This window comes from Hansschlegelia beijingensis (assembly GCF_014196425.1).
In the GTDB taxonomy this organism is placed as follows: Bacteria; Pseudomonadota; Alphaproteobacteria; order Rhizobiales; family Methylopilaceae; genus Methylopila; species Methylopila beijingensis.
This window is the reverse complement of the sequence record NZ_JACIDR010000007.1, coordinates 36,609-56,606: the sequence shown is the minus strand read 5'-3', so window position 1 is coordinate 56,606 and position 19,998 is coordinate 36,609. Positions and strand designations below refer to the sequence as shown.

Below are 19,998 nucleotides of genomic sequence, written 5' to 3'. Positions count from 1 at the left end.
TACAAATTCTATGTAGATTATTGACATTGTGGTGCCGGCGTGGCGCTCTCCGGATGGTCCATCGGAGCCGCCGCCATGCCCCGCCTCGCCCAGCCTTCGTCAGGCGTTCTCGCCCGTGAGTGGTCGAAACCGGCCGCCGCTCTATGAGCGTCATGGCTTCAAGCGAGTTCGGCGGAACCGCGGTTTCGCGCGTGGCGACGCGGGCCCCGCGGCGTCCGTTCCGGGCGCCGAGCGCGCTGCCGGGCTTCGGCCTCGCCTATGGCTTCACCTGGCTCTATCTCGGGCTGATCATCCTGATTCCGCTCGGCGCGGTCGTGCTGTGGGCCGGCTCGCTCGGCCCCGCCCGGCTGCTGGCGATCGCGACCGAGCCGCGCACGCTCGCCGCGCTCAAGCTGAGCTTCGGGCTGTCGCTTGCGGCGGCGGCTCTCAACGCCGTGTTCGGCCTGCTGCTGGCATGGGTGCTGACGCGCTACGACTTTCCGGGCCGCCGCCTGGTCGACGCCGCGGTCGACCTGCCTTTCGCGCTGCCGACCGCGGTCGCCGGGATCGCGCTGTCGGCGATCTACGCGCCGAACGGCTGGGTCGGCGCGCTCGTGCCCTTCAAGATCGCCTACACGCCGCTCGGCGTGTTCGTGGCGCTGGTGTTCATCGGGCTGCCCTTCGTGGTGCGGACGGTGCAGCCGGTGCTGGCCGACGTGGACCAGGCGCTCGAGGAGGCGGCCGCGACGCTTGGCGCCGGCCGCGCCCGGACGGTTTTCAGCGTGGTGCTGCCGATCCTCGGTCCGGCGCTGCTGACCGGTTTCGCGCTCGCCTTCGCCCGCGCGGTCGGGGAGTACGGCTCGGTGATCTTCATCGCCGGCAACATCCCCTACGTCTCCGAGATCGCGCCGCTCTTGATCGTCATGCGGCTCGAGGAGTTCGACTATGCGGGCGCGACCGCGATCGCGACCGCCATGCTCGCCCTGTCCTTCGCGATCCTGCTGCTCGTCAATCTGATCGAGGCCTGGTCCCGGCGGAGGCTCGGCCATGGCCGCTGATCAGGCCGCGCTCGCGGCGCCGCCCCACCCGACGACCGAGCCGCGCGCGGTCCGGCTGGCCGCGATCGCGCTCGCGCTGGGCTTCCTGGCGTTCTTCCTGGCGCTGCCGCTCGTGGCGGTGTTCCACGAGGCGCTGCGGGGCGGGGTCTCTGCCTATCTCGCGGCGTTCGACGATCCCGACACCTGGTCGGCGATCCACCTGACCATCCTGGTCGCGGCCATCGCGGTTCCGGCGAACCTCGTCTTCGGCCTTGCGGCCTCGTGGGCGGTGGCGAAGTTCGAGTTCCGCGGCAAGAGCCTGCTCGTCACGCTGATCGACCTGCCGTTCTCGGTGTCTCCGGTCGTCTCGGGCATGTGCTACGTGCTGCTGTTCGGCGCGCAGGGCTATTTCGGCCATTACCTGCAGTCGTACGGAATCCAGATCATCTTCGCGGTTCCGGGGATCGTGCTGGCGACGATCTTCGTCACCTTCCCGTTCGTGGCGCGCGAGCTCATTCCGCTGATGCAGGAGCAGGGCGTCGCGGAGGAGGAGGCGGCGCTGTCGCTCGGCGCCGGCGGCTGGCGCACCTTCTGGAGCGTGACGCTGCCGAACGTGCGCTGGGCGCTGCTCTACGGCGTGCTGCTCTGCAACGCGCGCGCGATGGGCGAGTTCGGCGCGGTCTCGGTGGTCTCCGGCCATCTGCGCGGCCTGACCAACACGGTCCCGCTGCAGGTCGAGATCCTCTACAACGACTACAACTTCATCGCCGCCTTCGCGGTGGCGTCGCTGCTCGCGTGCCTCGGTCTGGTGACGCTCGGCGTGAAGTCCGCGCTTGAATGGCGGTACGGGGATGAGCTGGCGTCGGGCCGCCGCCACTGAGGGCGGCGCCGCGGCGTCAGCCTCGTCCCGCCCGCGCCGCGATCAGGAACAGAACGGCCGAGCCCGCCATGGCGGGCAGCGTGGCGCCGAGGCCAGGCAGCAGGTGGCCGACGCCGTGATAGATCGCGACGCCGGCGAGCCAGGCGACGAGCCCCGCGCCGCGCACGCCGCCGGAGAACCAGTAGGCGCCGCCCCGGCGGTCGATTTCGGCGACCTCGATCCGGCGCCGGCGGACGATGAAGTGGTCGGCCAGCGCGACCCCGAACAGCGGCGCGAACACCGAGCCGATCAGCAGCAGGAAGCCCTCATACTCGGTGAGGGGGAGCGTCAGCGCGATCAGCGTGCAGAGCGCGCCGAAGCCGAGCGCCAGCCGGCGGACGGGGGCGCGCGTCAGCGTGCCGGTCGAGACCGCGGCGGAGTGGACCGCCGCGAAGGCGTTGTCGGTCTCGTCCAGCAGGATCAGAAGCAGCGCGAAGCCGCCGCCGGCGAGCGCGAGCGTGCCGGCGATCGACGCCTCGCCGCCGGAGCTCAGCGCATAGGTCGCGCCGAGCCCGTAGAACCAGACATTGCCGAGGAAATAGCCGAGCGCGGAGCCCCGGAAGGCCCCGCCGGGCGTGCGGCTGAAGCGGCCGTAGTCCGCGATCACCGGGAGCCAGGAGAGCGGCATCGCCGCCACCAGGTCGACCGCGGCGCCGAACCCCATGCCGCCCTGGCCGGGCCGCGCGAACAGCGCGGCGAGATCCTGCCGGGCGAGCAGCGCGTAGGTGAGCCAGGCCGAAGCGGCGAGGATCAGGTAAAGGCCCCATTCGCGCAGGAAGCGGCGCACGAAGGACACCGGGCCGCCGGCGGCGATCGCGGTCGCCAGCCCGCCGAACAGCAGCGTCCACATGACGGGCGACGAGACTCCTGTCAGGTCCGTGGTCAGCGTATCGGCGGCGTCCGCCATGACGATGATCTCGAACGAGCCCCAGCCGACCAGCTGGATGACGTTGAGGACGGCCGGGAGCGCCGCGCCCCTGATCCCGAGCGAGGGCCGCAGCGTCGCCATCGCGGAGAGGCCGCTCTCGGCGCCGATCATGCCTGCGAGCGCGAGCGGCAGCACCCCGAGCACGCTGCCGCAGACGATGGCCGCGAACGCCTGGCCCAGGCTGAGCGCCGGGACCAGCAGCGAGCCCGCCTGCAGGACGAGCAGGCCGAGCCCGAGCGAGAACCACAGCGCGAACGAGTCCCGCGCGGCGAACACGCGCCGTTCCGCCGGAACCGGGATCAGCGGCGCATAGGCGGCGTCGGTCGAGGCCATGGGGGCGTCCGCTCCGGAGAAGGGATGTTCGCCCATAGCACGTGGGCCGCCGCCGCGCGCGCCCTCTGGTGGCGGCGCCTATGCGCCGCCGCGACGCCGCTGGCCTGCGGGCTGCGGCTCCCCGGCGAAGGTGCTGACCTCGACGGCGGTCTCGGCCACCAGCTCCTGCAGGGTGGTCAGCCGTCGCGTCTTGTAGACCGCCGCGAACGGGATCGGCGGCGGCTGGGGCTGGCTCGGCAGGATGCGCAGCGCGCCCTCGGCGAGCTCCTTCTCATAGCAGGAGGGCGGCAGCAGGCTGATGCCGACGCCGGCGGCCGTGAGGATCGAGAGCACCGTCATGCTGTTGCAGAGATCGGGGCGCTGGGTCGAGCCGCTCGCCGCAAGCCACGCCGACACGGTCTCGAAATGGACCGAGTTCTCGCCGAGCGAAAGAATGCGGATCGACTTGAAGTCCGAAGCTTCCAGCGGACGCTCGGGCAGTTCGACCCCGCGCCCCGCCATCCAGCAGAATTCGACGGCCCCGAGCGGGCGCGCCACCAGGCTGGTGTCGAAGGAGCGGCCGGGGATCAGCGCCACGTCGAGTTCGCCGGCCTGCAGGCGGTTGCGCAGCGGCGCCGTCAGCGAGATGTCGAGCTCGAGCGTGATCTTCGGATAGAGCCGGTGCAGCCTGGCGGCGAGCGCCGGCAGCCAGGTCATCGCGACAAGCTCCGCCACGCCCACCCTGACCACGCCGGAGAGCGCCTCGCGCGGGCCGATCTGCTCGCGGATCTCGCTCTGCAGCGCGAGCGCGCGCTCGGCGTAGCTCACCAGTTCCCGGCCCTTGGCGGTGAGCGTCGCCTTCCGCTGGCTGCGGTCGAACAGCGTGACGCTGAGGTCCTGCTCGAGCTCCTGGATGCGCGCCGAGACCGTCGACTGCGTGGCGTTCAGTTTCCCGGCCGCGGCCGCGAAGCTGCCGAGCCGCACGATTTCCAGGAAGGTTTGAAGCTGGCGAAAATTCATGGATGAGCCGTCCCGCCATCGAATAACTCGAAGTCTATCGATCGGAAACAATCGTTTTCAATCGGATTTTCCGGATCATAAGGTTCGGGCGGATCGGGAGGTCCGACCTCGCGATCTCAACGAAAAGAACGCCCGCCTGGCGCAGCCAGATGCGGGCGCCTGGACGCGCCGGGCGCTTACTAAAGGCCGCGACGACGGGGTGTCGCGGCCTTGGGGCGTCCAAGCGTCAGCGACGTGGACACGATAGTCCCGGGGAGGGACGTGAGGAGGACTGGATGGCGTCTCATGAGGGGGCGTCGGCGCTTAGCGACGCCGACACCGCGCGCCACGCCCGGCGCGCCGTGATCGCCTCGACCGTCGGCACGATGATCGAGTGGTATGATTTCTATCTCTACGGCCTCGCCGCCGCGCTGGTGTTCGGCAAGCTGTATTTCCCGGCCACGGACCCGTATTCGGCGACGCTGCTGTCGTTCTCGACCATGTTCGTCGGCTTTGTGGCGCGCCCGCTCGGCGCGCTGATCTTCGGCCATTACGGCGACCGCATCGGCCGCAAGACGACGCTGGTGGTGACGCTCATGCTGATGGGCGTGAGCACGGTCTTCATCGGCCTGCTGCCGACCTATGAGTCGATCGGCGTCTGGGGCGCGGTCGGGCTCGTGCTCCTGCGCGTCCTGCAGGGCGTCGGCGTCGGCGGCGAATGGGGCGGCGCTGTCGCGGTCGCGACCGAGTGGTCGAAGTTCAACAAGAGCCGCGGCCTGGCGGCCAGCTGGCCGCAGTTCGGCTCGCCGCTCGGCATGCTGATGGCGGTGGGCGCGCTCACCCTGACCGCGCAGTTCGGCGACTCCGCCTGGTTCGAATCCGTCGGCTGGCGCATTCCGTTCCTGTTCAGCGCGGTGCTGATCGGCGTCGGGCTGTACATCCGCCTGGGCGTGCTCGAGACGCCGGTGTTCCAGAGGCTGCAGAGCGAGAAGAAGGTCGCCCGCGCGCCCGTGATGGAAGCGGTGCGCGGCTACTGGAAGCAGATTCTGCTCACCTGCCTGATCCGCACCGGCCAGCAGGCGCCGTTCGTGATCTTCACGACCTTCCTGCTCGCCTACGGCACCAAGAACCTCGGCTTCGACCGACAGTTCCTGTTCAACTGCGTTCTCGTCGCCTGCGTGGTCTCGCTGTTCGCCAATCCGTTCTTCGGCTGGGCGTCGGACAAGATCGGCCGCAAGCGGATGTACGTGATTGGCGCGGCGACGATGCTCGCCTTCGCGTTCCCGTATTTCTGGATGCTGGACACCAAGATCCCTGCGCTGGTGGTCTTCGCGATCGTGATCTCGATCCCGATCCACGACATGCAGTGGGCGCCGCTCGCCGCCTTCACGACGGAGAGCTTCCCGCCGAGCGTCCGCTACTCGGGCTCCTCGATCGGCTACCACCTCGCGTCGCTGACCTCGGGCGGGCCGGCGCCGCTGATCTGCGCCTATCTGCTGCACACCTACGGCACCTCGACGGCGCTCAGCGTCTACATCGCGGTGATCGCGGCCATCAGCCTGATCTCCGCCTTGCTCCTCAAGGACCGGTCGCAGTCCGACTACGCGACGAATGAAGGTTGGGCCCGGGGCGACGCGAGCACGGCGGCCACGCCGGTCAAGCCGACCCCGGTCTCCGCGACCTCGTAGGCTCCGTTCGCCCACGGAGACTATGACGTCGGCGGCCGGCGAGGAGACTCGCCGGCCGCCGCACGCTCCTTCGGCGGCCCGCCCGCCATATCGAATTAATCGACGAAACCTGATCGAAAACTATCGTTTTCAATCGAAAAACGCGAAGCCTACTATCCTGATCAGAGGCGCCGACGCGGCATCGCCGTGGTCCGGAGAAGATCAGCGCCGGGGCGCAACCCGCGCGGAACCATGGGAGAGCGCATGATGCTCGATCAAAATCATCGCGGTGAGGACGCGGCCCTCTCGCCGCTCGAGGCCGCCAAGCGCAATCCCCTGATGCTCGGCCTCTTCCTGCCGATCCAGTCCGGCGCCTGGAGCCCGTCGCGGGCCCCGCGCGAGACTTCCTGGACCTTCGACTACAACGCTCGCTGCACCATCGAGGCCGAGCGCCTCGGCTTCGACCTCGTCTTCGGCCTCGCCCAGTGGATGGGCAAGGGCGGCTATGGCGGCGAGATGAAGTTCCGCGAGCAGGCGACCGATCCGCTGCTGGTCACCGCCGGGCTCGCCGCGCTCACCAAGCGCATCCTGCTCGTCTCCACGGTCCACATCCTCTACGGCTGGCATCCGCTGCATCTGGCCAAGTTCGGCGCCACCATCTCGGAGATGAGCGGCGGCCGCTGGGGCCTCAACATGGTCACCGGCTACAAGAAGAGCGAGTTCGAGATGTTCGGGCTCGAGCCGATCGAGCACGACCATCGCTACGTCATGGCCGACGAGTTCGTGACCATGATGGAGCGGCTCTGGTCCGAGGACGAGAACATCACGATCGACGGCCGCTTCTGGAAGATGAAGGACGCCTTCATCGCGCCGAAGCCGGCCGGCGGAAAATGCCTGCTGGTCAACGCCTCGTCCTCGGGCGCGGGCCTCGCCTATGCGGTCAAGCATTCCGACCTGATCTTCGTGACGAGCCCCGCCGGCGCCAATCTCGACAAGGCCTGCGAGGCGCTGCCCGCCCACACCGCCAAGATCAAGGCGGCGGCGCAGGAGATCGGCCGCGACGTCCGCACGCTGATCAACCCGCATGTCATCTGCCGCGAGACCGAGGCCGAGGCCTGGGCCCAGTACAACGCCATCCTGGAGAACGCCGACCCGGTCGCGGCGCAGAATTTCTACCAGACCTTCGCGGGCGGCGATCAGGCGTCCTGGAAGGCCGCCACCAAGGAGCAGTGGACGATCGGCGGCAACGTCCACATCGTCGGCACGCCCGAGCAGGTGGTGGACGGCTTCAAGCGGCTCAAGGCCGCCGGCATCGACGGCGTCCAGGTCAACTTCTATGACTTCCTGCCCGACCTGAAGTTCTTCGGCGAACGCGTGCTGCCGCTGATGCGGCAGGCCGGGCTGCGCCTGGAGGGGCCGCTCGCCGCGGCCGCCTGATTCCCGCCTTCGCCACCCCAGTCTCCGCACCGCCGTTTCCGGGAGGTTCATCCCAAATGTGCGTCTCCGACCAGATCACCTCGAATGAGTTGCGCGCCTTCGCGGGCCACTTCGCGACGGGCGTCGCCGTGGTCACCACCCAGAGTCCCGAAGGCGAGCTGTGCGGGGTGACGATCAACGCGGTGACGTCGCTGTCGCTCGACCCGCCGCTGTTCCTGATCTGCCTCGACCACAAGTCGAACACGCTCGGGGCGCTGCTCGGGAGCGGGCATTTCGGGCTGCATTTCCTGGCCCGGGAGCAGACGGAGGTCTCCCGGATCTTCGCCTCCAAGCAGCCGAACAAGTTCGAGACGGTCGGATACAAGATGGGCGCGTTCGGAAGCCCCCTGCTTGACGGCGTGCTCGCTGCGGCCGAATGCACCCTCTCCGAGATCTGCCAGGGCGGCGATCACACCATCATCATCGGCGAGGTCGCCAAGGTGCATGTGCACGGCGGCGAGCCGCTGCTCTATCATCGCGGCGCGTATGCGGCGCTGGAATGCGAAAGGCTGGTGGCATGAGCATGAACGGCGCAGCGTCCGTGAGACCTCTTGAGGGCCTGCGGGTGCTCGAATTCGCGCAGATCGCGGCGGGGCCGTTCACCGGCATGCTGCTTGCTGATCTCGGCGCCGACGTGGTGAAGGTCGAACGTCCCGACGGCGGCGACGGCATGCGCGGCTGGCCGCCGCTGCACGCCGGCGACGAGGGCGAAGGCGAGTTCAGCGGCAATTTCACCTCGCTCAACCGCAACAAGCGGTCGATCGCGCTCGACATCAAGGACAAGGCCGACCTCGCGAAGCTCTACGAGCTGGTCGAGAACGCCGACGTGTTCATCGAGAACTTCCGCCCCGGGGCGCTGAAGCGGGCCGGCCTCGGCTACGACCAGCTCAAGGCGCGCAACCCGCGGCTGGTCTATTGCTCGATCACCGGCTACGGCCAGACCGGGCCCTATTCGCAGAAGGGGGCGTTCGACGTCACCGCGCAGGCCATCAGCGGCCTGATGAGCGTCACCGGCGAAGAGGGCCGGGCTCCGGTCAAGTGCGGCGTGCCGGTCGGCGACTTCGCCACCGGCCTCTATGCCGGCTACGTCATCCTGGCCGCCGTGATGCGGGCGCGCGAGACCGGCAAGGGCGCGCATGTCGACTGCTCGATCCTCGGCTCGCTGCTGGGCATCTCGGCGCTGCAGACCAGCGAGTATTTCGGCACCGGCGTCGCGCCGCGCCGGCTCGGCTCGGCTCATCCGCGCAACGCGCCCTATGCGGGGTTCCAGGCCTCCGACAAGCCGTTCACGATCGCGGCCGGCAACGACAAGCTGTGGCGGGACACCTGCGCGATCGTCGGCCGGCCGGACCTGCCGGACGATCCGCGCTTCACGTCGCAGTCGCTGCGCGCGAAGAACCAGAACGAGCTCGCCGCGATCCTGGAGCCGATCTTCGCGACCCGCACGGCCGCCGAATGGCTCGCGGACTTCGACGCCAGGGGCGTGCCCTGCGCGCCGATCAACGACTTCGCCGACATCCTCTCCGACCCGCATGTCGACGAGATGGGCTGGCTGCAGCCGGTGACGATGCCGAACGGCGCCGAAGCCAAGACGGTCGGCTTCCCGATCGGCCTGACGGACTACGAGTTCGAGATCACGCGGACGCCTCCGCGGCTCGGCGAGCACAATGACGAGGTGATGAGCGAATGGACGGAACGCCGCTACGCCAAGGCCCTGTGAGGGCCGGCTCCGCCGCCGCGGGAGCGTTCCGCACGCTGACGATCGACCGGCCCGAGAAGGCGAACGCGCTCGACGCCGCGACCGTCGACGCGCTGCTCGCCGGCTTCGAGGCGGCGCTGCCGGACAGCAAGCCGATCGCCTTCATGGGCGAAGGCAAGGCGTTCTGCGGCGGCTTCGACTTCACCGGCGTCGAGGAGCAGAGCCAGGGCGACCTGCTGCTGCGCTTCGTGCGGATCGAGACGCTGCTGCAGGCCGTGCGCCATGCGCCGGTGGTCACGATCGCGCTCGTCGGGGGGGCGGCGTTCGGCGCCGGCGCCGATCTCGCGGCCTCCTGCGCCTACCGGATCGGCTCCCGCGAGGCCCGGTTTCGCTTCCCCGGCTTCCGCTTCGGGGTGGCGCTCGGCACGCGGCATCTGGCGCGGGTCGTCGGCCAGGACGCGGCGCGCGCGATTCTGCTCGAGAACCGCACCATCGGGGCCGAGGAGGCGCTGAGCCTCGGCCTGCTGACCCATCTGGTCGAGCGCTCCGAGCTCGAGGCCGAGGCCGAGAAGATCGTCGCGGCTCACCAGGGCTTGCCGGCGCAGACGGCCGAGCGCCTTCTGGCGCTCACGGGCGCGGACACGCGCGACGCCGACATGGCGGATCTGGTGCGCTCGGTGATGCCGGACGGTCTTCATGACAGGATCGCGCGCTACCGCAACGCCGGCCGCTGAGATCGCGCCCGCGGAGCTGACGCGCGCGCGGATCGACCGCGCGGGCGTCGCCTGCCTGCTGGTGGCGACGCTCGGCTGGGGCCTCAACTGGCCCATCGTCAAGCTGCTGCTGCAGGAATGGCCGCCGCTGTTCGCGCGCGGATCGGCCGGACTCGTGGCCGCCGCCGTGCTCGCAACGCTGGCCGCGCTCAAGGGCGAGCGGCTCCTTCCGGCGCGCGGGTCGCGATGGCGGCTGGCCTGGGCCGCCTTCACCAACGTCTTCGCCTTCATGGGCTTTTCGACGCTCGCTCTGCTCTGGCTCAAGGCCGGCGAGGCGGCGCTGCTGGTCTACACCATGCCGGTCTGGGCGGTGCTGTTCGCGTGGCCCGTGCTGGGCGCGCGCCCGAGCCTGCGATCGACGCTGGCGCTCGTGCTGTGCCTCGCCGGCACGCTGATCCTGTTCGGCGACAGCCTTGCGGCCTTCGACGCGGCGAAGCTCCCCGGCGTCGCCTTCGCGCTCGCGGCCGCGGTGCTGTTCGCCATCGGCACCGTGACGGGGCGCGGCGGGGTGCCGCTGCCGCCGATCGCCAACACCGCCTGGCAGGTCGGGCTCGGCAGCGCCCCGATGATCGTGCTGAGCCTCGCTTTCGAGCAGCCCCGCCTCGGCGCCCTGAGCGCAACGGGCCTCGCCGCCTGGATCTACATGACCGCCGTGCCGATGGGGCTCTGCTATCTCGCCTGGTTCGCCGCGGTCCGGCGCCTCTCGCCCTCGACCGCCGCCACCGGCTCGCTGTTGGTGCCGCTGATCGGCGTGCTCGCCGCAGCGCCCATCCTCGGCGAGGCGATCACCCCGGCCGCGGTCGCGGCCATGGTTCTCGTGCTCTCGGGCGTCGCTCTGGTGGTGACCCAGCGCGGAACGCCGCTCTCGCCGGGGCGCCCGGCCGCGGACTGAGCCAGCCGGCCGCGCTTGCGCAAGCTCCTCATCCTCGCCTAGAGCCCCTCTACGGGCGGGCCTGGACTTTCCGCAGGGCGGAGCCGGCCGCGCCCAGGGAGCAAGCAGCCGGATGGATTACGTTCGCGAGATCCTCGACGCGCGCGTCTATGACGTCGCGACGCACACGCCGCTCGACCGCATGACCCGGCTGGGGGCGCGGCTCGGCCGCGACGTCCTCCTGAAGCGCGAGGACATGCAGCCGGTGTTCTCGTTCAAGATCCGCGGCGCCTACAACCGGATCGCGCGCCTGTCGGAGGACGAGCGGCGGGCCGGCGTCGTGTGCGCGTCCGCGGGCAATCACGCGCAGGGGGTGGCGCTGTCGGCGCAGCGGCTCGGCGTCGAGGCGCTGATCGTGATGCCGGTGACGACGCCCCCGATCAAGATCGACGCCGTGCGGCACTTCGGCGGCGAGGTCCTGCTTCACGGAGACACGTTCGACGACGCCTACGCGTTCGCCCGCATGATGGGCGCGGAGCGCGGCATGACGTTCGTCCACCCCTATGACGATCCGCATGTGATCGCCGGGCAGGGCACGATCGGGGTCGAGATCATGCAGGATCACCCGAGGCCGATCGAGGCGCTGTTCGTGCCGATCGGCGGCGGCGGGCTGGCGGCCGGCATCGCGTCCTACGTCAAATATCTGAGGCCGCAGGTGAAGATCGTCGGCGTCGAGCCCGCCGACGCCGCATCCATGAAGGCCGCGCTCGCGGCGAACGAGCGCGTCGTGCTGCCGCGCGTGGGTCTGTTCGCCGACGGCGTGGCGGTCCGGCAGGTCGGCGAGGAGACCTTCCGCCTGTGCCGCGAACTGCTCGACGAGGTGCTCACCGCCGACACCGACGAGATCTGCGCGGCCGTGAAGGACATCTTCGAGGACACGCGGGTCCTCGCCGAGCCGGCCGGCGCGCTGTCGCTCGCGGGCCTCAAGGCGTACGCCGCGCGCGGCGGCGAGCCGCGCGGCGCGCTGATCGCGATCAACAGCGGCGCGAACATGAACTTCGACCGCCTGCGGCACGTCGCCGAGCGGGCCGAGGTGGGCGAGGCGCGCGAAATCCTGCTTGCGGCGACGATTCCCGAAGAGCGGGGCAGCTATCGGCGCTTCATCGAGATGATCGGCGGCCGGACCATCACGGAGTTCAACTACCGCTATGCCTCCGGCTCCGCCGCGCATGTGTTCGTCGGGCTGAAGCTGACGGACGCCGCGCGCGAGAAGCCCCAGCTGATCTCGGGGATGGAGGCCGCCGGCTATTCGGTGCTGGACATCAGTTCGGACGAGATCGCGAAGCTGCACATCCGCCACATGGTCGGCGGCCGCGGGCAGGGCATCTCGGACGAGATCGTGCTGCGCTTCGAGTTTCCCGAGCGCCCGGGCGCGCTGCTCCGGTTCCTGGAGGCGGTGGGCTCGGACTGGAGCATCACGCTGTTCCACTACCGCAACCACGGCGCGGACTATGGACGGGTGCTGGTGGGCCTTCAGGTGCCGGCCGCCGACCGGCCGAGGTTCGACGAGAAGATCGCGAGCCTCGGCTATCCCTACGAGGACGAGTCCGAGAACGCCGCCTACAGGATGTTCCTGGGCCCGAGCTGACGCGCGCGGGCCCCAGTCAGTCCTTCCCCGTAGGCAACACCGAGGCGAGCGCCTGGCGGGCGGTGTTCTTGAGCATGGCTCCGGCGTTCGGGTCGCGCGGCCAGGCCGTCATGAAGTTGCGGATCTGCTTCAGCGTCAGATGCGGCGGCATCGGCGGCACGTCCGGATCGGTGCGCACCTCGAGCACCACAGGCCTGTCCGCGGCGAGCGCTTCATCCCAGGCGGCGCCGAGCGCCTCCGGATCGTCGACATACAGGCCCTTGAGGCCGATCAGCTCGGCGAAGCGGTGATAGGGCACGTCCGGCAGGACTTGGGTCGCCTCGAACTTGGGGTCGCCCTCCATCACCCGCTGCTCCCAGGTGACCTGGTTGAGGTCCTGGTTGTTGAGCACCATCACCACGAAGTTCGGCGTCGCCCAATCCCGCCAGTATTTCTGGACCGTGATGAGCTCGGCCATGTTGTTCATCTGCATCGCGCCATCGCCCACCATGGCGATCACCGGACGCCCCGGATGCGCGAACTTCGCCGCGATCGCGTAGGGCACGGCCGCGCCCATGGAGGCGAGGCCGCCCGACAGCGAGGCCATCATGCCGCGGCGGATCTTCAGGTCGCGGGCGTACCAGTTGGCGCAGGAGCCGCTGTCGCAGGTCAGGATCGCATGGTCCGGGAGGCGGGGGCTCAGTTCGTGGAACACGCGCTGCGGGTTGACCGGCTCGGCCGGCGCAAGCGCGCGGTTCGCCATCGTCTCCCAGGAGGCCCTGACGCTCTTCTCGACCGACTTGCGCCAGGAGCGGTCCTGCTTGGCCTTGATCAGAGGGATCAGCGCTCGCAGGGTCTCGACGGCGTCGCCGACGAGCGGAACCTCGGCCGGATAGCGCAGCGACAGCATGCCGGGCTCGAGGTCGATCTGCACTGCGCGCGCCTGGCCCGGCGCCGGCAGGAACTCCGAATACGGAAAGCCGGTGCCGACCATCAGCAGCGTGTCGCAGCCTTCCATCAGCTTCGCGCTCGCCGGGGTGCCGAGCAGGCCGATGGAGCCGGTGACGTAAGGCAGGTCGTCCGGCAGCGCGGCCTTTCCGAGCAGCGCCTTGGCGACGCCGGCGCCGAGCAGCTCGGCGATCTGCACCACCTCGTCGGTCGCCTGCATCGCGCCGGCGCCGACCAGCATGGCGACCTTCTCGCCCGCGTTCAGGACATCCGCGGCGCGCTGGAGATCGTGGTCGAACGGCACGACCCTGGGCCGCGAATAGCCGACCCCGGACTGCACCGCGCCATGCGCGAGCGGCGGCTCCTCGTAAGCCTGCTCCTGCAGGTCGTTCGGGAAGATCAGCGCGGTGACGCGCCGTTCGCCGATCGCGATCCGGCAGGCGCGGTCGACCAGATGGCGCACCTGACCCGGAACCGTCGCTTGTTCGCAGAACGCGCCGGCGACGTCCTTGAACATCGACTTGAGGTCGACCTCCTGCTGGTAATGCGCGCCGAGCGCGGTGCGCGCCTGCTGCCCGGCGATCGCCAGCACCGGCATGTGGTCGAGCCGCGCGTCATATAGCCCGGTGATGAGGTGCGACGCGCCGGGCCCCGAGGTCGCGAGGCAGACGCCGAGCTCGCCCGTGAACTTGGCGTGCGCCGAGGCCATGAAGGCCGCCATCTCCTCATGGCGGACCTGGACGAATTCGATGTCGCCGTCGCGCCGGCCGAGCGCGCCGAGCAGCCCGTTGATACCGTCGCCCGGATAGCCGAAGACGCGCGTGACGCCCCAGGCCTTCAGCCGCTCCCAGAAATAGTCGCCGACCGTGGTGGCCATGGTGGAGGTCTCCATGTGCGGGGGCGTCGCCGGGGCGCCGGGATGCCTAGGCAACATCGCAGGCCGCGCGTCGGTTCCTGCGCGTGGCCCCGCGAGAAGCGCCGGAAGGCGCGGTCGGACGCCGCATGGAGCAGCGCCGCGCCGCTGTCGTGCTGGCGTCGGATCAGCGCGCGGCGGCCCGGCGCGCGGCGGCGTAGAGCAGCGCGATCGCGCCCGCGAACGCCGCGGCCGCAAGGGGCTCCGCGAGCCGGTGCGGGGAGACGAGCGCCAGCGGCGCCTCGTTCCCCGTTCCGGCCACCAGCCCCGCGAAGACGACGCCGAACAGGCTTTCGCCGACGATCAGCCCGGTCGCCATCAGCACGCCCATCCGCCCGGCGAGCTCCCGATCGCGCGCGCCCGACGCCCAGCGCCCGTAGAGCCAGCCCAGCGCCGCGCCGATCGGGACCAGCAGCGTGATCGACATCGGCAGGTAGACCCCCATGCCGACGCCGAGCGGCGGGAGGCGCATCCTGCCCGCGCGGCCAAGCGCCTCGTCGAGCGCGACAGCCGTCGCGCCGATGGCGGCGCCGATCGCGATCCGGCTCCAGTCGAGGTCGCCGCCCAGAACGCCCTTGACGAGGGCGGCGATGAGCGTCGCCTGCGGGGCGGCGAGCGCGTTGGGGCCGGCGCCGGGCGCGCCCGAGAAGCCGAAGGCGCCGTTCAGCAGGTTCAGCACCGGCGGGATGATCAGGGCGCCGAAGATAACGCCGAAGACGAGCGCCGCCTGCTGCCGCCACGGCGTGGCGCCGACCAGTTGCCCGGTCTTGAGGTCCTGCAGATTGTCGTTCGAGATCGTCGCGACGCCGAACACGATCGCGGTGGTGATCAGGGCGTAGGCGGCGAGCGCCTGAACCCGGTCCGGCGGGCCGCCCGCGCCATAGGCGGCCGCCAGCAGCAGCGCCGCGCCGAGCGCCGCCAGAATGCCGACGCCCGAGATCGGGCTGTTGGACGAGCCGATCAGGCCCGCCATGTAGCCGCAGATCGCCGCCACCACGGTCCCGGCGATCAGGATGTACGCCGCCGAGCCGATCACGATCGGCCAGGGATTCGCCGCGACCGGCGCGCCCGTCGCGAAGCCGAACAGCAGGATGGCGATGGGCGCGATCGCGAGTCCGATGACACCGCCCACCACGGCGATCGGCAGGTCGCGCTCGGCGAGGTCGAGCCGGTCGCCCTGTTCACGGCGCAACCGGGCGGCCGCCAGCGCCGTGCGGACGCCGTTCGCGATCGGCCCGAGGATCTTGAGAAGCGTCCAGAGCGCCGCGACCCCGATGACGCCCGTTCCGATCAGCCGGACATCGCCACGGAACGTCTGGGACACAAGGACGGAGAGGGGCTCGGTCAATCCGTGCGCGGCGGTGGAGACCGGGACGAGCACAGCCCAGCTGATCAGCATGCCGATGAACATCGCGAGCCCGACCGAGACGCCGACGAGATGGCCGACTCCGATCAGCGCGAGCGAGAAGCTGCCCGACACGGAGGTCGCGCCCGCGCCGACCCGGAACGCGACGGCGGCCTCCGCGGCGATCAGCCGGGTGTTCGCGACCACGGCGAAGGCCGCGGAGGCGAGCGAGCCCAGCAGCAGCATCCGCAGGCCGCGCTGGTTTTCCTCCGCGCCCTGGCCCGAACCAGCGCCGACCTTCAGAACCTCGGCCGCCGCAACGCCTTCCGGGTAGGGCAGGTCGGACCCGGTGACCAGCGCGCGCCGCAGCGGGACCGAGAGCATCACGCCAAGGATTCCCCCGAGCCCGATGACCGCGGCGCTCGTGAGATAGGGAAAATCGGTCCACCAGCCGATGATCACGAGCCCGGGCAGCACGAAGATGATCGCCGACAGCGTGCCGGCCGCCGAGGCCACCGTCTGGACGATGTTGTTCTCGAGGATCGTCGCGCCGCCGACGGCCCGGAGAGCCGCCATGGAGATCACCGCCGCCGGGATCGAGGTCGCGAAGGTGAGGCCGACCTTGAGGCCGAGATAGACGTTGGCGGCGGTGAAGGCGACCGTGATGAGGCCGCCCAGGGCGACGCCCCGCAGCGTGAGCTCGCGGCCGTGCGCGGAGAGGTCCGTCCGACCCGCCATGATGCCGCTCCGCCCTTCGCCAGGACGCCCCGCAGGCGCCGGTCGTCGCCGCAAGGCTGGCCGACCACGAGCCTAGCGGGCTGGCGCGGGACCCGGAAGCCCGGCGGACTCCCCTTGGCGCGGCGTCAGCCGTGCACGCGGCGCATCACGGCGATACGGACCAGATCCTGAAGCGTCGTCGCCTTGAGCTTGTCCTTCAGGGTCGAGCAGGTGTTGGCGACGGTCTTGTAGCTGACGCCGAGATCGTCCGCGATCTGGGCGTAGGCCTTGCCTTCGCCGAGCAGCGCCAGGATCTGCAGCTCGCGGGCGGTGAGGTCGGTCTCGTCCTTCCGGCTCCGGGAGCCGAGGAGGGCGACCTGCACCGCCATGTCGTGCCCGATATAGGGCTGGTTGCGGCGCACCTTCTCGACGGCTTCGAGGAAGGTCTTGGGCCCCGCGTCCTTGGGGACGAAGCCCGTCGCGCCGACATTGAGCGCGCGGCGGGCGATGATCGGGTCGCCATGCATGCTGAGCACCAGCACGGGCGTGCTTTCGTCATGCCGCCTGAGGCGGCGGATGAACGACAGCCCCGCCAGCCCCTCGCCGCGGATCGCGAGATCGACCACGATCAGGTTCGGTCGCCGGCGACGATACAGCTGATAGCCGGCGAGCGGCGTCGCGGCCTCCAGCACCTCCGCGAAGCCCGCCTCCAGCAGGACGCTGCGGCAGCCCTGCAGCACGATCGGATGATCGTCGATCACCAGCACGCGGCTCACGCGTCGGCTCCTTTGAATCCGCGGAAGGGCGGGCGCCGGAGCCCCTTCGCCTGCGCGCTCATCGTTCTTCCCCTGTCGTCGGGCCCGGCAGGCCCTTGCGCTTGAGCAAGGCGAGCGCCTCTTCGCGCGAGGCGCCCTGAAGCCGCGCCGTGACGTAGTGCTTGCCGGTCTCGCCGAAGCCGGCGTGTTCGCCGTCCTGCGCGATCGAGGAGAGCTGTTCGATGATCGTCCGCGCGTCCTCGTTGACGCCGTTCTCCCTCAGCATCGCCTCGAGCTGAACGGCGCGGTTCGCAATCATGCGGCTGCCTTCGTAGAACCGTGCGTCGGCGGTCGCCAGAACGGCCTGCAGACGTCGCGCCGCGTCTTTCTCGGCGCGGCCGCCGCTCTCGCGGTTCGCGAGCCATTCCGAAGGCGCGGTCTTGTCGCCGACCTGAAGCCAGTCCTGGCCGGCGCCCGGGGCCGCGCGGCGCAAGGGCTGCACGGCCTGCGTCTTCTCGCTGGAGTCGTCATCGCAAGCCGCGAGAGCGATGAAAAGCGGAATAATAAGAAAGATCCTCAGGATCAACTTAATAAGTTTATATTTATACATCGCCGAGGCGCGCTCCGAGCCAGCGCGCCGTCGATAGTACAAAAGTGACTGCGTGGCCAGCCGTCGTCGCCCGCCCCGTGAGGATTGAGCGTCCGCGCCCGGATGGCGGCGTGATAGGCGGCTAAGCCTCTAAAAAATCTCTGAGATTTTCATGAGACTGGCATGCCAGAAGGCGGGCTGCGCCGTGGCAAAGGGGCAGGGAAATGTGCCCACCCGATTTTTCCACTCTCCCCCGAGACAGCATTCTGCCGTTCGTTAAAAGTCGCGCTGCTGCAGAACGCAAGAAGCGCCGACGCGCAGATCAATAAAAAGGTTCGGCGCACCGCCCTCCGGACCATCGCGTCTCAGCGCGTCGCCAGAGCAACGGCTCGAGCGCCGCCGCTTCCACGAACCGGAAACGCAAGGGGATCCATATGACCAGTCTGAGAACTTCCGCGTCGGCGGCGACGCTTGTCGCGGCGGCTGCGCTGGGGCTCGCCGCCTCGGCGCTTCCGGCGCGCGCCAACGACAAGCTCGTCGAGCTCTCCAAGAGCAATGAGAACTGGGTGATGACTGGTCGCACCTACAGCGCCCAGAACTACAGCCCGATGACCCAGATCAGCACGGAGAACGTGAAGAATCTGAAGCCGGCATGGTCGTTCTCGACGGGCGTGCTGCATGGCCACGAGGGCACGCCCCTGGTGGTCGGCAACAAGATGTACGTCCACACGCCGTTCCCGAACATCACCTTCGCGCTCTCGCTCGACGAGCCGGGCAAGATTCTCTGGCAGCACAAGCCGAAGCAGTCGCCGACCGCCCGCGCCGTCGCGTGCTGTGACGTCGTCAACCGCGGCCTCGCCTACTGGCCGGGCGACGGCAAGCATCCTGCCCAGATCCTGAAGACCCAGCTCGACGGCCACATCGTGGCGCTCAACGCCGAGACCGGCGAAGAGCTCTGGAAGATGGAGAACTCCGACATCAAGGTCGGCTCCACGCTCACCATCGCGCCTTACGTCATCAAGGACACCGTCCTGGTCGGCTCCTCGGGCGCCGAGCTTGGCGTGCGCGGCTACGTCACCGCCTACGACGTCAAGACGGGCGCGCAGAAGTGGCGCGCTTACGCCACCGGTCCGGACAACGAGCTGCTGCTCGCGAAGGACTTCAACAGCGCCAACCCGCAGTACGGCCAGTTCAACCTCGGCACGGACAAGACCTGGCAGGGCGACGCCTGGAAGATCGGCGGCGGCACCAACTGGGGCTGGTACGCCTACGACCCGGAGACGAACCTGTTCTACTACGGCTCGGGCAACCCGGCGCCGTGGAACGAGACGATGCGTCCCGGCGACAACAAGTGGACGATGACCATCTGGGGTCGCGACATCGACACCGGCGAGGCCAAGTTCGGCTACCAGAAGACGCCGCATGACGAGTGGGACTACGCCGGCGTCAACGTGATGATGCTGTCGGAGCAGAAGGACAAGGAAGGCAAGCTGCGCAAGCTGCTGACCCATCCGGACCGCAACGGCATCGTCTACACGCTCGACCGGACCAACGGCGACCTGATCTCCGCCGACAAGATGGACGACACGGTCAACTGGGTGAAGCAGGTCGACCTGAAGAGCGGCCAGCCGATCCGCGACCCCGAGTTCGCGACCCGGATGGACCACAAGGCGACCGAGATCTGCCCGTCGGCCATGGGCTATCACAACCAGGGCCACGACTCGTACGATCCGGAGAAGAAGAAGTTCTTCCTCGGCATCAACCACATCTGCATGGACTGGGAGCCCTTCATGCTCCCGTATCGCGCCGGTCAGTTCTTCGTCGGCGCCACCCTGTGGATGTATCCTGGCCCGAAGGGCGACCGTCAGAACTACGAGGGCCTTGGCCAGATCAAGTCGTATGACGCGATCACGGGCAAGTTCGACTGGGAGAAGATGGAGCGCTTCTCCGTGTGGGGCGGCACCATGGCGACCGCGGGCAATCTCGTGTTCTACGGGACGCTCGACGGCTTCCTCAAGGCGCGCGACAGCCGCAACGGCGACCTGGTCTGGAAGTTCCGTCTGCCCTCCGGCGTGATCGGCCATCCGATGACGTATGAGCACAACGGCACCCAGTACGTCGCGATCTACTACGGCGTGGGCGGCTGGCCGGGCGTCGGTCTGGTGTTCGACCTGAACGACCCGACCGCAGGCCTCGGCTCGGTGGGCGCCTTCAAGAACCTGCAGAACTACACGCAGATGGGCGGCGGCCTGATGGTGTTCTCGCTCGACGGCAAGAACCCCTACGACGACCCGAACGTCGGCGAGTACAAGGGCAAGAGCCTCTGATCGCAGGCTTCGGCCGCGACGAGATCCCGCCGGCCTCCGGGCCGGCGGGATCCGAAATCCGAACCTTCTAGGAAATGTCTCGTGAGCGCCCCCGCCCTCGGCGGAGAAGAGCAGCGT

The 19,998-nt window shown here is 69.4% G+C and carries 16 protein-coding genes; 10 read left to right on the top strand and 6 right to left on the bottom strand.

Features of this window, described 5'->3' with window-relative positions; genetic code table 11:
* Positions 1-152: 152 nt before the first annotated feature.
* Positions 153-1,037, top strand: coding sequence for a sulfate ABC transporter permease subunit CysT (cysT, locus tag GGR24_RS16430; protein ID WP_183396482.1), 885 nt, complete (start codon positions 153-155; stop codon positions 1,035-1,037).
* On the top strand, positions 1,027-1,896 hold the full coding sequence (gene cysW / locus GGR24_RS16425; protein ID WP_183396481.1) for a sulfate ABC transporter permease subunit CysW: 870 nt from the start codon (positions 1,027-1,029) through the stop codon (positions 1,894-1,896). The genes cysT and cysW overlap by 11 nt, the downstream gene beginning before the upstream one ends.
* A 16-nt stretch (positions 1,897-1,912) precedes the next feature.
* On the opposite strand, the gene cytX is transcribed toward cysW, so the two are convergent.
* Complete coding sequence (gene cytX / locus GGR24_RS16420) at positions 1,913-3,196, bottom strand: putative hydroxymethylpyrimidine transporter CytX (RefSeq protein ID WP_183396480.1); 1,284 nt, start codon at positions 3,194-3,196, stop codon at positions 1,913-1,915.
* Between the two features lie 78 nt (positions 3,197-3,274).
* Positions 3,275-4,195, bottom strand: coding sequence for a LysR family transcriptional regulator (locus tag GGR24_RS16415; protein ID WP_183396479.1), 921 nt, complete (start codon positions 4,193-4,195; stop codon positions 3,275-3,277).
* A 275-nt stretch (positions 4,196-4,470) separates the two neighbouring features.
* Between GGR24_RS16415 and GGR24_RS16410 the strand changes: the two genes are divergently transcribed.
* From GGR24_RS16410 to ilvA, 7 genes are all read left to right on the top strand, one after another.
* Positions 4,471-5,862, top strand: a complete 1,392-nt coding sequence (locus GGR24_RS16410; protein ID WP_183396478.1) for an MFS transporter — start codon at positions 4,471-4,473, stop codon at positions 5,860-5,862.
* Positions 5,863-6,105: 243 nt separating this feature from the next.
* Positions 6,106-7,278: an LLM class flavin-dependent oxidoreductase gene (locus tag GGR24_RS16405; protein ID WP_246398604.1), complete on the top strand. Its 1,173-nt coding sequence runs from the start codon at positions 6,106-6,108 to the stop codon at positions 7,276-7,278.
* A gap of 56 nt (positions 7,279-7,334) precedes the next feature.
* On the top strand, positions 7,335-7,838 hold the full coding sequence (locus GGR24_RS16400; RefSeq protein ID WP_183396477.1) for a flavin reductase family protein: 504 nt from the start codon (positions 7,335-7,337) through the stop codon (positions 7,836-7,838).
* Between the two features lie 20 nt (positions 7,839-7,858).
* Positions 7,859-9,037, top strand: a complete 1,179-nt coding sequence (locus tag GGR24_RS16395) for a CaiB/BaiF CoA transferase family protein (protein WP_343066284.1) — start codon at positions 7,859-7,861, stop codon at positions 9,035-9,037.
* Complete coding sequence (locus GGR24_RS16390) at positions 9,034-9,750, top strand: enoyl-CoA hydratase/isomerase family protein (protein ID WP_343066283.1); 717 nt, start codon at positions 9,034-9,036, stop codon at positions 9,748-9,750. Before GGR24_RS16395 ends, GGR24_RS16390 begins: the two co-directional genes overlap by 4 nt.
* The gene (locus GGR24_RS16385) at positions 9,713-10,681 is read left to right on the top strand and encodes a DMT family transporter (protein WP_183396474.1); all 969 of its coding nucleotides are present in this window, start codon (positions 9,713-9,715) and stop codon (positions 10,679-10,681) included. Before GGR24_RS16390 ends, GGR24_RS16385 begins: the two co-directional genes overlap by 38 nt.
* Before the next feature lie 112 nt (positions 10,682-10,793).
* On the top strand, positions 10,794-12,308 hold the full coding sequence (ilvA, locus tag GGR24_RS16380; protein ID WP_183396473.1) for a threonine ammonia-lyase, biosynthetic: 1,515 nt from the start codon (positions 10,794-10,796) through the stop codon (positions 12,306-12,308).
* A gap of 16 nt (positions 12,309-12,324) precedes the next feature.
* On the opposite strand, the gene GGR24_RS16375 is transcribed toward ilvA, so the two are convergent.
* The 4 genes from GGR24_RS16375 to GGR24_RS16360 all read right to left on the bottom strand — a co-directional run bounded on the left by GGR24_RS16375 (position 12,325) and on the right by GGR24_RS16360 (position 17,467).
* Positions 12,325-14,112 (bottom strand): thiamine pyrophosphate-requiring protein, encoded by a 1,788-nt coding sequence (locus GGR24_RS16375; protein ID WP_183396472.1) that lies wholly within the window; start codon positions 14,110-14,112, stop codon positions 12,325-12,327.
* A 163-nt stretch (positions 14,113-14,275) separates the two neighbouring features.
* A complete protein-coding gene (locus tag GGR24_RS16370; RefSeq protein WP_183396471.1) occupies positions 14,276-16,231 on the bottom strand; it encodes an OPT family oligopeptide transporter in 1,956 nt (651 codons plus the stop codon).
* A 125-nt stretch (positions 16,232-16,356) separates the two neighbouring features.
* On the bottom strand, positions 16,357-16,986 hold the full coding sequence (locus GGR24_RS16365) for a response regulator (protein ID WP_183396469.1): 630 nt from the start codon (positions 16,984-16,986) through the stop codon (positions 16,357-16,359).
* 58 nt (positions 16,987-17,044) lie between these two features.
* On the bottom strand, positions 17,045-17,467 hold the full coding sequence (locus GGR24_RS16360; protein ID WP_183396468.1) for a hypothetical protein: 423 nt from the start codon (positions 17,465-17,467) through the stop codon (positions 17,045-17,047).
* 521 nt (positions 17,468-17,988) lie between these two features.
* Between GGR24_RS16360 and GGR24_RS16355 the strand changes: the two genes are divergently transcribed.
* Positions 17,989-19,881 (top strand): methanol/ethanol family PQQ-dependent dehydrogenase, encoded by a 1,893-nt coding sequence (locus GGR24_RS16355; protein ID WP_183396466.1) that lies wholly within the window; start codon positions 17,989-17,991, stop codon positions 19,879-19,881.
* Positions 19,882-19,998 lie beyond the last annotated feature (117 nt).